The organism is Vibrio sp. E150_011 (assembly GCF_053544015.1).
Genome location: NZ_JBHFOL010000018.1, coordinates 25,022 through 39,817, shown reverse-complemented (window position 1 = coordinate 39,817; position 14,796 = coordinate 25,022). Strand labels below are relative to the sequence as shown.

The window sequence follows — 14,796 nt, the reverse complement described above, 5'->3', positions numbered from 1 at the left end:
ATACAAATAGAGCGTTTATAACGGTTACTTCATTACCATTAAAAAGTTCTGAGCCCTACAATATTTCATGCGTGTAGATGAATACCCCCAAATCATCCATCTGCACTCCTCCCCCAAGATAATAGTTAGTAGATTAAAGGAAAATCCATGTCTGAAATGCGCACCCTAGGCGAGTTTATTGTTGAGAAACAGCACGACTTCCCCCACGCCAGTGGTGATTTATCATCCCTAATTTCTTCAATTCGACTTGCCGCTAAGATTGTAAACCGAGAAATCAACAAAGCGGGTTTGGTCGACATTACCGGAGCCGTCGGTACGGAGAATGTTCAAGGTGAAGCTCAGCAAAAACTAGACCTTTATGCTAATGACAAGTTCAAAGCAGCACTTGAAGCTCGTGACCAAGTGTGTGGCGTAGCCAGTGAAGAAGAAGATGAAGCCGTAGCATTCAACAAAGAACTTAATAAGAATGCAAAATACGTTGTACTGATGGACCCACTTGATGGTTCTTCAAATATCGACGTTAACGTGTCGGTTGGTACCATCTTCTCGATTTATCGTCGTGTGTCTCCGATTGGTACACCGCCAACACAAGAAGATTTTTTACAACCAGGTAATAAACAGGTTGCTGCGGGTTATGTGGTTTATGGTTCATCAACCATGCTGGTTTACACCACAGGTAAGGGCGTTAATGGCTTTACTTACGATCCATCCATCGGCACGTTCTGTCTTTCTCATGAAAACATGATGATTCCTCAAGATGGTTCTATTTATTCAATAAATGAAGGGAACTACATTCGCTTCCCGATGGGTGTAAAGAAGTACATTAAATACTGCCAAGAAAATGAACCTTCAGAGAATCGCCCGTATACCTCTCGCTACATTGGTTCATTGGTGTCAGATTTTCACCGCAACCTTTTGAAAGGCGGCATCTATCTGTACCCAAGCACACAAAGCCACCCAAGCGGTAAGCTTCGTTTGCTTTATGAGTGCAACCCAATGGCGTTCATTATGGAGCAAGCTGGCGGCATCGCGTCCGATGGTAAGCAACGTATCATGGACATAAAACCAACAGAATTACACGAGCGCGTTCCGTTCTTTGTAGGCTCTAAGGTCATGGTAGAGAAAGTCGAATCTTTCCTAACTGAATACCCAGAATAATCATTTAATTCTGAGTAATATAAATTCGAAGTGCCTCTCAATGAGGCACTTTTTGTTTGTATTTTAAGCGTATATACTTTGTTTAACCCATTGGAACTACAACGCCTATCCTTAGTATCTATAGGGATTTAGAATAAAGAAGGAATGTCCAAATGAGCTTAAACCATGTACCTGCAGGTAAATCATTACCTGATGACATCTATGTTGTCATTGAGATCCCTGCCAACGCAGACCCTATCAAATATGAAGTCGACAAAGATTCTGGCGCCATATTCATCGACCGTTTTATGTCTGCACCCATGTTTTATCCATGCAACTACGGCTACGTTAATGACACGCTCTCACTCGATGGTGATCCCGTAGACGTGTTAGTGCCAACCCCATACCCACTCATCCCTGGTGCCGTGATTCGTTGTCGCCCTGTTGGTGTGTTGAAGATGACCGACGAGTCTGGCGAAGACGCAAAGATTTTCGCGGTTCCGCACAGCAAAATTTCAAAAGAGTATGAGCACATTCAAGACGTCGATGACATTCCCGTGTTACTTAAAGCTCAGATCACACAGTTTTTTGAACGATACAAAGAACTCGAAGTGGGGAAATGGGTGAAGGTTGAAGGTTGGGCTGATGCTCAGGCTGCCCGTGATGAAATCCTCACCTCTTACGAGCGAGCACAAAAGAAATAGATTGATCAAAAAAGCGCTCTGGACGAGCGCTTTTAATTGATGGTAAACCGATGTGAGCAGTTATCGCTTCAAGTAATTATTGTTTCAAGTAGCTATCGTTTCGAGTAGCGATCGTTTCGAGTAATTGTCGGTTAAGCTAATCACCGTTTTCAGGTAATCATCCAGAGTGTCGTCACGGGTTTCATCGCTTAGCTCTAGACTGCTTTCCTCGGTTATATTCTTCTGAAAAACGACGATTAACATCGTTGCAGATACCGTAATAAATCCTACCATTCAATCCCATAACAAAAGGATCTTGTTGGCAGTACTCATCTTTGCCCGCTTGATAACCCACTTGGTATGCCTTGTACTGCGCACTGGTCAAGGGCGGAGAGTCCTCTTTCAGCTCATTGTCACTTTTGATGACGTAACCTTTCAGCGCCCAAGCCTGACCAAAATCTTGCCATGCTTCGCTTTCAGTGGCTATTGGTGGCTGCAGTTGTACGCACCCTACCATCATAAATCCAATGACCATCACAATGTAATTTTTCATCGTTCACTCCGTGAAAGCGCCCATCGCTAATTATGTAAACATGCTTTAACTTTAGCACTGAATCTAAATAGCCACTCGTTCCACACCGAGCATTATTCCACTTCAAATTGATACAGGAATATCACAGAGCTATACAGGCCAGAAATCGCTTCAACATAAAAGTCTTCAATTATACGATAACGGACGGTGAACTCACCCAAAGAGTTAAAGATGCCCACGCCATATTTAACCTGTAAGCCAGGCAATACATAGCCACTCACCGTCACTTGAGAGTCATCCCCAGATCCGGCCGTATCCAACTGTAAATCTTTCACACCAAACGCTTGGCCAATTTCACCCACCACTTTTCCGCTTTTTGCTAAGCTTAAGCCAATCAAGGTCGTGGTTAGGGCATTGCCTCCTGTCTCACCATCAATATCTTGGCCACGAAGCAAATATGACAACGCATTAGCTTGTTGCATGACCGGATCGGAGAATATTTCTATTTTAGGTTCACTTGCGAGCCCCGTGACTTTAACACCAGCCGTGACATCATCCGCTGTCGTATCAGGGTTTCGAATGGCTTTAATATTTACGTAGGGCTGGTCCACTGGACCCGTCATCAATATCTTACCTTCGTCGATCAGTAAGTCTTGTCCAAATGAGCTGTAAGAACCGTTGACGATGTTCACCTCACCTTGAACAAATGGCCCTTTGTCTTTTTGGGACACATGCAGCTTGCCTTGTAAGCCACCTTTAAGACCAAAGGCAGAGACTGTAAAGTCATTGCCAATGGAGATGGCAACATCCGTTTCAATATTGAAAGGAACCTGCTCATTGTCTTCTTGTGGTGTCATATCAGCATTTAGCACCACCTGATCGCCCGATACAGCAACCGCACTTGGTGGAAGCTCTTCAACGGTTATTCGGCCCCATGGCAAAGCAATCGTCCCCGTCACCTTAGCGAGTTTGGGCGTGGCTTCAATAGTCATATCAGGCACGACTTTGACTTTGACCATTGGCGGTACGTCAACATTCAATTCATCTGCAAACACACGAATCTTACTGCGCCAATTATCAAGGTCTCGCCAGTTACCATCGCCGTTCACCAACAACTCACCGTCATTGGTTTGGATCTTGGCATCTAAAGTCCCATCATACCCATCGAGGTTAAGGACGACGTCACCCGATTCCACCTCTATTGGTGATATATCACCTTGAAGCGACAAATCAGCGATCTTGAAGTCACCGTATACTTGAGGGTGAAGGACATCACCTTTTATCTTAATTGAAGAACTCAAGTTGGCTTTAAGCTGGTTGAACTCACCGACTATCGGTTGTAAAAAGTCGAGATTAAAAGTGGTGAGGTCCAGTTCACCGTCAATTTGCTTATCTTCAGCTAAGACATCCGGTAGGGTGACCTTTCCAGATAGGTCACCATTATCCGTTACATCCAACAACCAAGACGCATTGAGTTCATCATTGGCTAAGTCGGCTTTTAATTGAATGCTTTCCCACCCTAATACAAGCGGCGACTCTAACTTTTGTGTCACTTGTCCTTTGGGTATATTTACATCCAATTTCAGCTCTGGGGAGACATCAGGAGCCCATTTTGCCCAAACTGTGGCATTCACGGTTCCTTCAAGATCCGTTTGCTTGGGTACATAAGCTTTGATTTGTTCGAAGTTGAAGTTTTTCAGTGTCACCAACGCCTCTCCAGAGGCTCCGGCTTGAATATCTTTTTCTAAACATATCCGCGAACTCGACTGAGCCCAACAGTGTGCACTCACATCAGCAACCTGCTTCTCAACATCCACTTTTACTTGGATAGGTTGTTGAAGATCGAGTGGTCCTTGCTCCGTTTCAAAGTGAGCGCTTGCCAACTCTCCACTCCATATTAGACTTGGCTTATCGACTAAGGCCCCAATAACTTTCAACTTGGCGGATAATAAGCTTGAAACCATATCCAAATTTAATTCATGTTCCGCCTGTGTACCTTGTAAGGCTAAATCCACCGAATCTATACGCTGATCCTGATATTGAATATCAGAAGCTTGAAGGCGAATATTGGCCTTAGCCTTCTCTATCGGTAGCGGTTGGGCATCACCAGAAAGTGACAGCTGCTCAATACTGGCCTCTTGCTCCCATTTCACCTTTTCGACTCGAAGATCAAGTGAGATATTAGGCTCTTTCATCTTGCCTTTTAGGCCGATATTCCCCATTAACAAGCCCTGTAACTCTGGTACAGTCTTAGCTATATCAGGAAAGTTAATCGCTACATCCATATTCCACGCGCTGTTGAGATTCCCTTTAGCACTGAGTTGGTTAGGGCCATGGGCAAGCGATAACCCCTTCGTATCGACTTTAAATTGTCCTTTTCCTGTAACATCTGAAGCATCAAGCTGGCCTTTAATCAATAAAGGATACTCTCGTAATATGCCGACTATATCTAATTTAGGAACTTGAACTTTCCAGCCACCAGCATCGGTCAATTCACCAGACGTCACTAATTGACCACTGATATCACCTTCGGCTTCAGGCCACTGTAAGCCGGGTTGAATGTGGGACAGCGCAACATCCGCTTTCCAGTTCACTGGCGCTTCCCAATTCGCCATCACGGCCCCCTCAACGCTGCCGCCCAATGTATCCAGCTTTAAGGTTTCAAGGCTAATTTGTGTCAGATCACCGCGACCTTGTACATCAACACTGACATCCGGTATTTGCTTTCCCGATGCCTGTGTTTGCAAATTAATCTCATAGCCATCCAGTGAGCCTTTTGCCAGTAGCTTATCTATTGCAACTTTATACTCGCTTTCCCCATTTAATGGCCACGAAGCCTTACCATCGGTTAAGATGAAATCAAAAGGTAATGTCGGTTCAAGGGGTTGCAAATCACCAGATAACTCCGCATCAATGATGCCAGAAAACTCACTATTTAAACGCAACTTTCCTACACTACCATCCGCAGTCAGCGCCAGCTTTTGTCCAGCCAAATCGGTTTCTTTTAGGTGAGCGTTTAGAATGAGGTCGAGTGGATAATCATTGTTTAAAGCAATATTGCCTGACAGCGATGCGTCGATCTGCGGCATATCTAATTCAAGGGTTTTGACACGCACATCATGCTTACCAGCAGAGCCCTGCAACCCCAAATGATTAACGATCACAGGCTCTTCTTGTTGAAGAGTAAAATCGTAAATATCAATACGTGTAATCTCGACTAACAAGGGTATGAGCACTTCTGGAAGCTGAATTGCTTGTTTCGTTTGTTCTTCTTGAGGCGCTTGCGCAGTTGTCGGTTCAGGCGCCTCCGGCGCGGCATCACTCGCAGGTAAAGACACCACTGGTGTTGTAAGCTGTGTTTTACCAATCGAAAGCTTTGAACCCGTCATGGCTAATGAGGTAGTAAAGGTATCCCAGCTAACGTTAGTGCCCAAAATATTAAGTTTAATATCACTTAAGTTCACCATACCAATGGCCAACGGAATGGGTGTCGAGATGGACGTTAACGGCTCACTAGGCTCCGGAGGAGTATCGCTAGGAGCAACCTCAGGCATCGAAAAGTCTAGACCTTGAACAGATAACTCGTTAACACAAACTCTGGGATCGCTAAGGCAATTTAGATCCACGGCAAGCGTTAATGAATCGGCCTTCAGGTCAATAAACAACGACTCATCCTTAAACGAAACGTTGTTCAGTGTAAACTTAGGAAACAACGCCCCTTCTGCCGACTCTACCTTTAATTCTGGTAGGGCTTGGTTCGCCCCCCATAAAATCGTGGTTAACCCTTTGTTTGTAAAAAGAGCAAACGCAATCAACGCCAAGATCAATACCAATAGCGCTGTCAGTGTCAATGACACCCACTTTGTTACGCGCCAAACTTTTAACATCATAACTCTGGCCCTAAACTAAAGTGAATTCGCCATTCTGCTTGCGGTTTGTCATCCAACCCTTTTGCAAAATCAAATTTAATTGGACCAACCGGAGAGACCCAACGGATTCCAACACCCGCCCCTCGCTTCCAAACAGGCGAATCGTCAAAGGCATCACCAATATCAAAGAATGTGGCCGCCCACCAATCGTTGTATATTCGATATTGATATTCTAATGAGCTGGTTGCTAAGTATTGGCCACCCGTTTTATTACCGGCAGAATCTACTGGAGAAATACTTTCATAATCGTAACCCCTAATGCTGTTGTCACCACCAGCGTAAAAACGCAATGATGGGGAAAGCTTAGAAGGGTCATCGGCGATATTGGCGCCCAAGTCAATCTTAAAGAGACCACGATGATTTTCACCAATGCTGCTGATCCAGGTAGAGGTGCCTCGCATTCTGAATACCGAGGTTTCGGAGAGTGCTCGTTTGTCGCCGACCTCAAACATTATGGTTTGCTTGTTACCACTCATCGGCAATACGCCTCCTCGAGAGACGACTCGTGAGTAGGACAAGCCCGGCAAAACAAACTGCCCAACATCACCTTCTAAATTTCGTTCGTAGTCTTCAACAAGGTAACGGATATAGGCAGTACGATGCCAACCTCGGTCAAGCACCCAATGGCGCTCAAATGCTAGGTTAGATTCCAAGGTTTTCTTATCACTACGATTGACATTTTTTAGGCCATATTGGATGACGTAATAATCCTTTAATACATCGTCTAACGGAATTTTATAAGCTGCTGTTACCTGTTGCTCAGGAATAGAAAGATCGAGGCTAGTATTGAAGCTATGCCCGCGTTGGTTAATCCACGGTTTCTTCCATTTGAACTTAACCTTAGCGCCAACATCGGTTGAATAGCCTAAACCGGTTTCAAATTGATTTTTTACTTGTGGCGCCAAGGATACCTTCATCGGTATTTCACGGCCGTTACCCACCTGAGTGAGATCAGGTTCAACGAAAACCGAAGAGAACCATTCTGTATTTGATAGGTTTTGGTTATGCTCTCCCACCTTCCCGACTTGGTAGAAATCTCCACTTTTATAAGGCTGTAAAGACTGCACTCTATCAATATCGATCTGACTTCCTGTAATCGTTGCCTGCCCAAATTGATAGCGAATCCCACTATCAAAATGCAAACGAATAAAAGCTTGATTGAGCTCAGGAACGACCTCGAGGCGACTCAACGAATAAGTACCATCAAAGTACCCTTTTCGCAAAGCGAGGTTACGAATACTAGATTTCAATGAGTCATATTGACTATGGTTAAGAACTTGACCTTCTTTGAGCGGTGTCACTCTGATAAGACGCAAAAAGTCGGCATCGTCTTTCGCTTCACCTGTCAAAACAATATCCATCAGTTTGACGCGCATAGGTTCGCCCGGCGTTACTGTCACCGTCAACTCATCTTGCTTGTCGTTCACTGAGAAATCACTTTTGGCGTGGTAATAGCCTAAAGCACTGAGAGCAACATCAATGTCTTTGGTCAGGCGTGACTGAAAACGCAGTGATGTTGAATATTCACTCGGTGAAATGGCAGACACATACGCATCCACATTATCTTGCAAGGGGCCGCTCAATCCATTGATGTTCAGGCTAATCTCATCCTTTGCCATCACTGACATGGACGCGAGCATAAACATTAGCGGTGGAAAAACTCTCTTTATCATGCTTTATTATCGAGACTGAAATTCGCTATTTTTGTTATTAGTTTGAATGATAACCTTGTTCAATTTGTAAGTCTTTATCTAACAACCCATACCGATCGAAAAGTATCATTTTCATACGACTGTTAGCGATGTTGTCTCACTATAGTAGTCCAAAAAAGGAAGAACTCATGCGAAAAACAGACATGATCACCAAACAACAAGCCCTTCCTGGTAGGGAAAGCGCCATCGCGACAATGGAACCACACTATATCTATCATAATGATTTACAGGCGCCTTTAACGAATGATGAAGACAGCATCATTGTTGGCTTAGGGTGTTTTTGGGGAGCAGAGCGAGTGTTTTGGCAACTACCCGGGGTCACCAATACCTCCGTTGGATACGCGGGAGGGTATACGCCTAATCCGACCTATGAGGAGGTTTGTTCCGGTATGACTGGACACACAGAGGTCGTCCGCATTGTTTTTGACACAACACAAATCCGTCTTTCGGAGCTTCTTAAAGTGTTCTGGGAAACTCATGATCCGACACAAGACATGCGTCAAGGTAATGATGTGGGGACTCAATATCGTTCCGCTATTTATTACCACAATGATGCACAGCGAGATATTGTCGAGACAAGCGTTCGTTTATTTCAGACAGCGCTGGGGGACTCAAGACCGATTCAAACAGAAATAGCCCTAGCGAGTGACTACTACTTTGCCGAGGTGTATCATCAGCAATACCTTGCTAAAAACCCAAATGGGTATTGTGGCATAGGCGGCACTGGCGTTTGTTTTCCACCAGAATAACGGCGCGTAAACCCAAAGGATGCCCAGTAAACAAAAACGCCTCAGAACAAGTCTGAGGCGTTTTAATGCTCGGGATGAGATCGCCTTATACTTACAAAGCTAAGGCAGCAATCTCTCCATTAATTTCTTTAAAAGCATCCAATTTGCGTCGGTCTTCCATGCCAGGCAACAATACCTTGCCATTATCAAACATGAACAACCCTAGCCCTGCAATAAAAAATTGCCCTTTGAATAACGTTTTGACAAATTTTGCTATCTGTTTGGGACGATAAACCGTAAATTTTCGCAGCATAACCTAACCTCAATATCCGTTTGAGTAAATCTAGTGTCAAACACCTTTAAAGTGTCTCGCAATATCTTTTGCGTCTGACTAGAAGTATACCTGAACTTTTGTATTAGACAAAACAAAAATTAACATCTTTGCAACAAGTTATAAATCACTGTTATGCTTGTAGTGATTTTATCAAGTGTAGGACATATCTTGGTCAGATCGAACTCTATAAGTTGTAGTTAACCTAAGGCTCGCCTATGGTTAGCCCGAAATCTAATAAAAATATGGAAATATAATAATGAAACTAAAGTCTCTCCTGTCATTAACACTTATCTTTATACCTACTCTTGCAATGGCGACGAATGTACAAGTGGGTGGCAATGCTCGCTCCGTTTCAGTCAAAGCGCACGGTGAACTTATTTTAGACAGTGATACCATTAATTATACAGAGTGGAAAAGCCAACAAATGCTCGGTAAAGTACGCGTCATCCAAGCCATTGCTGGGCGCAGTAGTTCTAAAAAAATGAATGCAGCGTTAATGACGGCCATTACCGACGCTAAATTCCCCGAAGACAGCTATCAAACCACCACTATTATCAATCAAGACGATGCGATTTGGGGAACCGGATCCTTCGTTAAGTCTTCAGCAGAAGACAGTAAAAAAGAATTCCCTTGGTCTTCAATGGTACTCGATGAGCATGGCCTCGTTGCCAATGCATGGCAATTACAAGAAGAAAGTTCTGCCATCATTCTGCAAGATAAGTCAGGTAAAGTCCTGTTTGTAAAAGAAGGCGTACTGAGCGATGACGAGATTAAATCCGTTCTCGGTTTAATAACACAAAGCTTATAGTCCCTGCGTCATTGGTAAAAGGGAGTATGTCTCCCTTTTATATTCACAAAAAATAAAAACAATCCTACCGTTTCATCTGGCAAATTCTATCGATTGTTATACTATAACACTCACTTTTTCATGGAAGAGCGTAATTCGTGCCACAAACTCCAGCCACAACATCGAGTACACATTTGTATTATGCACTCGCATTGAGCCTGCTCTTACTATCGATCAACTTTATTTCAATCGACCATCGCTATGATTTTCATGGCGATCATCAACATCATCACTGCGCGCTCTATGCAAAAGGCACACATTCCCTTCCTATTGTTGACCTCAAAGTATCGCCTATCGTCACCTACACAGTCTCAACGATAGTGTTGAATCATGGTATCGATAACACGTTGCCTCTTTCTGTTTCAGCCCGATCTCCACCTTCTACGCTGTAAACCATACGACCGACACCAATAAATATATTTACTAAGATTTTTAACAAGGACTCACCATGAAACTACGTATGACTTTACTGGCAACGATGATTGTCTCTTCTACGGCAATGGCAAATGACGAATTTCGCCAGCACGATGCTCATGTCCACGGGCAAGTAGCAATGAACATTGCTCAAGACGGTCAAGATTTATTGTTTGAAATTACTGCACCAGGTGCTGATGTCGTCGGATTTGAGCATACCGCGAATACTGAGGCTGAAAAAAAGAAGATCGCAAACGCAGAAATGCTCCTAGCAAAAGCTGATAATATCTTCACGCTACCTAGCGCACTCGGCTGTACTAGTGTTGATACTCACATTGAGCATGGGTTAAGCGCTCACGACGAACACAGTGACCATGATGATCACGGACATGACGACCATGGGCACGATAATCACGCCGATCATAGTGACCACGACCACGACCACGACCACGACCACGACCACGACCACGACCACGACCAGCATGATGGACACGGTGAATTCACTGTGCAATATCAATTTACTTGTTCGAACCTGACAGACCTCTCAGAAATAGAAACTCAATGGTTTACTCATTTCCCTTCAACTGAGAAGGTATCCGTCAACTTGTTTACAGATAAAGGCCAGTCGGCTCGCGAACTGAATTCAACATCGACCACAATCAAATTTTAAACGCATTCCGTTTGAGTCACCTCGCCCTGTATGTTTTATGCAGGGCGTCGTCAATGAGGTCTTTATGACGAAAGTAATTGAGCTAAGCAATGTCACCTTTTGCTGGCAAAAAAATCAGCCTCCAACACTTGAGATTCCAGAGCTCATCATTGAGCAAGGCGAACACCTGTTTTTAAAAGGACCAAGTGGTAGTGGAAAATCCACATTGTTGAGTCTTCTAACCGGTATTAATACGGCCACATCTGGCGATATAAAAACACTCGGACAATCACTGAGTCAATTATCGTCTCGTCACCGTGATCGTTTTCGTGCCGACCACATTGGCTACATATTTCAACAATTTAACTTAATTCCATATTTGTCGGTGATTGACAATGTGACCCTACCTTGCGAGTTCTCTCAACACCGTCGCAATAAAGTCTCTGGCTCTATTCAAAACGAAGCCAAGCATCTACTTGAACAATTGAGGCTATCAAAAGATTTGTGGGTTAAGCCAGTCACTGAACTGAGCATAGGACAGCAGCAAAGAGTCGCGGCGGCACGTGCTTTGATTGGTCAACCCGAGTTTTTAATTGCCGACGAACCCACGTCTGCCCTTGATCATGATAACCGAGAAGCATTCATCGAGTTACTCATGGAACAAGCCAATAAAGCGCACTCAACTCTAGTGTTTGTCAGTCACGATCCAAGTCTGGAATCACTGTTTAGTCGCAGTGAAAACCTCACCGATCTCAATCAAGCGAGGCAATCATGAGTATCACGATTAAACTGGCATGGAAAAGCCTACTCAATCGTAAAACCACCGCCATGCTAACGGTCTTGACCGTCGCTATCTCAGTGATTTTATTAATGGGTGTTGAGCGTATTCGAACGCAAGCAAAAAGCAGCTTTGCCAATACTATTTCTGGTACAGACCTCATAGTAGGTGGACGTTCGGGTCAAATAAATTTATTGCTATATTCTGTTTTTCGCATTGGCAATGCCACGAATAATATTGACTGGAAAAGCTATGAAGAATTTAGCCAACACAAGGCTGTGGACTGGACAATTCCAATCTCTCTGGGTGACTCTCATAAAGGTTTCAGGGTCATGGGTACCGACCACAGTTATTTTGAGCATTACCAGTATGGCCAAAAACAAGCATTAACCTTTGCCAAAGGCCACGAGTTCAATACGGTATTTGAAACTGTTTTGGGATCGGATGTCGCGAAGTCATTAGGCTACGACATAGGCAGTGATATCATCATCGCACACGGCATCAGCGATGTGAGTTTTAGTCGTCATGATAACCTTCCCTTTACGGTTGTTGGTATCTTAGCGCCAACAGGGACACCCGTCGATAAAACGGTCCATGTCTCACTGGGTGCCATTGAGGCGATTCATGTCGGATGGGAGTCTGGTGCCAACCTAGGCAATGCCCCGAGCAAAGCGCAGTTAGAAAAAATGGATTTTCAACCAAAACAAATCACCGCAATGTTGGTTGGTTTAAAGAGTAAAATTCAGACTTTTGCTTTGCAGCGACAAATCAATACTTATAAGCAAGAACCACTGAGTGCCATCATGCCGGGCATTGCTTTGCATGAATTATGGGGACTAATGAGTGTCGCCGAACAAGCTTTGCTCATCGTGTCGATCTTTGTAGTGATTGCTGGGTTGATGGGTATGCTGTCTAGCCTACTGACGAGTTTACAAGAACGTCGACGTGAGATGGCAATCTTACGAGCTATGGGAGCCAGACCAAGACATGTCTTTGCCTTATTGGTCAGCGAAGCCACTGTGTTAACAACCGTTGGTATCACATTGGGTGTTGCAGGAACTTATGCGTTATTGGCCATTGCAAGTCCGGTCATTGCGTCGCATTATGGCATCCATATTGCGTTAACAGGCATCACTAGCCATGAATGGTTATTACTTGGTTTTGTGCAGTTGGCTGGAATCATTATTGGTTTCTTCCCTGCTTTACGCGCCTACCAACAATCTTTAAGTGATGGTATGACCATCCGTGTATGATGAGACCTTTATGAACCTATTAGTTCGAACAATGTGTGTCTTCACTCTGGCATTTGGAGGGCTCCAGGCTCCTGCAATCGCACAAGAGGATGTGCAGACAGATAGTGAGATTTTAACGCTAGATTGGATTGATTTAATCCCAGAAGCAGAGCGTAATCAATTTGATGCGATCGGTATGCCGGTGACCAATCACTCTGGCGGGCAGATGGAGCAATCCATGATCGGCTCAGTCAGGCCTGAATTAAATGGCAGTACCGTAAAAATCCCTGGATTTGTGGTTCCGCTAGAAGGGGATGAAGATACGGTTACCGAGTTTCTACTGGTGCCATATTTTGGCGCATGTATTCACGTACCGCCACCGCCACCAAACCAAATCGTTTACGTGAAATTTAAAGAAGGTGCCCCTGTGCATCGACTTTGGGATGTCATCTACGTCGTGGGGACATTGAAAACAGAGACCGTCAATTCAGAGCTAGCCGAAACTGGCTACTTAATTGAAGGCCTCAGCATTGAAGATTACGATGACAACTAGAATCTACGCAACAATTGCGTAACGAAAACAACCGTCTGCTAGTGTATCTCATTTAGCCAATGTAGGTAGAGAGATACGCTAGCACGCCAATGTAAACACAGAGCAACAGGGCTGTTGAGATGTGTTTCTTGAATTTATACTCTCTTGAGTAATTCATAAACTCCCTCCTTACTCACCCTCTAAATTTAACAAATATTTATCATTTATCCTAGGTTTTTTTACAACCTACCCCCTCTAATTATTAAAGCGGAAAATAGCTCACATAAATAGCACTAGTCATTTTGAGCAAACCCCGTTAAATTTATGACTTCCCTTCACTCTTATTCAGACGGTTAAGTGCATAACTATGAGTAACCTACCGGCCGGCAGCTCATCTCCAACAGCTGAACCTACCGCTCATCACTATGAGCAAAAAAATCAAAAAAAGAGTTCGCCGATGCGCGACAGCGCCAGTCGAATCAAAGCCATTGCACAGACTCACATCCTTGATGCACTTATTACTGAAGAAGCGTCAGAAAAAAGTGTCTTCGAGCGTGCTATTTTGCGGGATAAGCAACGAAAAGAGCAACGACAGAAAAACCTAGAGCATATCGTAAAGCTAGCACTGCAAGCATGTAATAGTGAGGTGGCTAGTGAGCCAGATTTTGATTGGTTACTGCGGTTTTTTGATATGGCTCAGGATATCCATAATACCTCGATGCAAAAACTGTGGGCACAGGTACTGAAGCGAGAGGTAACCAATCCTGGCTCCACCTCTATGAAAGCCTTAAAAACCCTCAAAGATATGACGCCAAAAGAGGCGCAAACCTTGCAACGCGCTGCCTCACTTGCCTGCAGCTTTGGTGCTGACAGTAGCAGAAAATTACTACTCGGCATCAAGCATCATGCCGGGCTGTTTAGTTTTTCAAAAAGAGACAGTTTCGATGAACTGAGCTTGGGTGAATTTAATCTTCCCTACTCCAGCCTATTGTTGTTAATCGAGCTAGGTATTCTTCTCGGTACGGAACTCGAATCCGGCGAGATTGCGCAAGAGCCAGCCTTGAACCTCAATTACCAAGGTAGCGAGTTTCAACTGCAATCTAAGTTAAAAGGCATTAGGCTCACCTATTATCGTTTTACCCCGACAGGCAACGAACTATGCCAACTGCTGGGGCACCGCGGGAACATGCAATATCAAGAGAAGTTGGTGAACCTACTCAATAGAAAATTCACCGTTGCTGGCGAAGCCGCCACTTCTTTTCATCACAAGGTTTAACGGACAGCGCTGC

Annotated in this window: 14 protein-coding genes; 10 read left to right on the top strand and 4 right to left on the bottom strand. The window is 44.2% G+C overall.

Annotated elements, in window-relative coordinates:
• The first annotated feature begins 147 nt into the window (after positions 1–147).
• Positions 148–1,158 (top strand): class 1 fructose-bisphosphatase, encoded by a 1,011-nt coding sequence (fbp, locus tag ACE1OE_RS20545; RefSeq protein WP_102471298.1) that lies wholly within the window; start codon positions 148–150, stop codon positions 1,156–1,158.
• 152 nt (positions 1,159–1,310) lie between these two features.
• Positions 1,311–1,841: an inorganic diphosphatase gene (gene ppa, locus ACE1OE_RS20540; protein ID WP_449212131.1), complete on the top strand. Its 531-nt coding sequence runs from the start codon at positions 1,311–1,313 to the stop codon at positions 1,839–1,841.
• 181 nt (positions 1,842–2,022) lie between these two features.
• On the opposite strand, the gene ACE1OE_RS20535 is transcribed toward ppa, so the two are convergent.
• The 3 genes from ACE1OE_RS20535 to tamA form a co-directional block, all read right to left on the bottom strand.
• The gene (locus ACE1OE_RS20535) at positions 2,023–2,373 is read right to left on the bottom strand and encodes a DUF2799 domain-containing protein (RefSeq protein ID WP_449212130.1); all 351 of its coding nucleotides are present in this window, start codon (positions 2,371–2,373) and stop codon (positions 2,023–2,025) included.
• 92 nt (positions 2,374–2,465) lie between these two features.
• The gene (gene tamB, locus ACE1OE_RS20530) at positions 2,466–6,239 is read right to left on the bottom strand and encodes an autotransporter assembly complex protein TamB (protein ID WP_449212156.1); all 3,774 of its coding nucleotides are present in this window, start codon (positions 6,237–6,239) and stop codon (positions 2,466–2,468) included.
• Entirely contained in the window at positions 6,239–7,954 is a 1,716-nt protein-coding gene (tamA, locus tag ACE1OE_RS20525) for an autotransporter assembly complex protein TamA (RefSeq protein ID WP_449212129.1), read from the bottom strand. Before tamA ends, tamB begins: the two co-directional genes overlap by 1 nt.
• 167 nt (positions 7,955–8,121) lie before the next feature.
• On the opposite strand from tamA, the gene msrA reads away from it, so the two are divergent.
• Positions 8,122–8,742, top strand: a complete 621-nt coding sequence (msrA, locus tag ACE1OE_RS20520) for a peptide-methionine (S)-S-oxide reductase MsrA (protein ID WP_449212128.1) — start codon at positions 8,122–8,124, stop codon at positions 8,740–8,742.
• A 91-nt stretch (positions 8,743–8,833) separates the two neighbouring features.
• On the opposite strand, the gene ACE1OE_RS20515 is transcribed toward msrA, so the two are convergent.
• Entirely contained in the window at positions 8,834–9,034 is a 201-nt protein-coding gene (locus ACE1OE_RS20515) for a DUF1107 family protein (protein WP_102471304.1), read from the bottom strand.
• Between the two features lie 277 nt (positions 9,035–9,311).
• Between ACE1OE_RS20515 and ACE1OE_RS20510 the strand changes: the two genes are divergently transcribed.
• The 7 genes from ACE1OE_RS20510 (at position 9,312) to ACE1OE_RS20480 (ending at position 14,783) form a co-directional block, all read left to right on the top strand.
• Positions 9,312–9,863, top strand: coding sequence for a YtfJ family protein (locus ACE1OE_RS20510; RefSeq protein WP_102471305.1), 552 nt, complete (start codon positions 9,312–9,314; stop codon positions 9,861–9,863).
• A gap of 137 nt (positions 9,864–10,000) precedes the next feature.
• Positions 10,001–10,294, top strand: coding sequence for a DUF2607 family protein (locus ACE1OE_RS20505; protein ID WP_449212127.1), 294 nt, complete (start codon positions 10,001–10,003; stop codon positions 10,292–10,294).
• Positions 10,295–10,350: 56 nt separating this feature from the next.
• Positions 10,351–10,986, top strand: a complete 636-nt coding sequence (gene zrgA, locus ACE1OE_RS20500) for a zinc uptake protein ZrgA (protein WP_449212126.1) — start codon at positions 10,351–10,353, stop codon at positions 10,984–10,986.
• Between the two features lie 64 nt (positions 10,987–11,050).
• Entirely contained in the window at positions 11,051–11,740 is a 690-nt protein-coding gene (locus ACE1OE_RS20495) for an ABC transporter ATP-binding protein (RefSeq protein ID WP_102471308.1), read from the top strand.
• Positions 11,737–12,996 carry an ABC transporter permease gene (locus ACE1OE_RS20490; protein ID WP_372061493.1) on the top strand — a complete coding sequence of 420 codons (1,260 nt, stop codon included), beginning with the start codon at positions 11,737–11,739 and terminating at the stop codon, positions 12,994–12,996. The genes ACE1OE_RS20495 and ACE1OE_RS20490 overlap by 4 nt, the downstream gene beginning before the upstream one ends.
• A 10-nt stretch (positions 12,997–13,006) precedes the next feature.
• Positions 13,007–13,528: a DUF3299 domain-containing protein gene (locus ACE1OE_RS20485; protein ID WP_372061492.1), complete on the top strand. Its 522-nt coding sequence runs from the start codon at positions 13,007–13,009 to the stop codon at positions 13,526–13,528.
• A 346-nt stretch (positions 13,529–13,874) separates the two neighbouring features.
• Entirely contained in the window at positions 13,875–14,783 is a 909-nt protein-coding gene (locus tag ACE1OE_RS20480) for a TIGR03899 family protein (RefSeq protein ID WP_372061490.1), read from the top strand.
• The last annotated feature ends 13 nt before the right edge of the window (positions 14,784–14,796 follow it).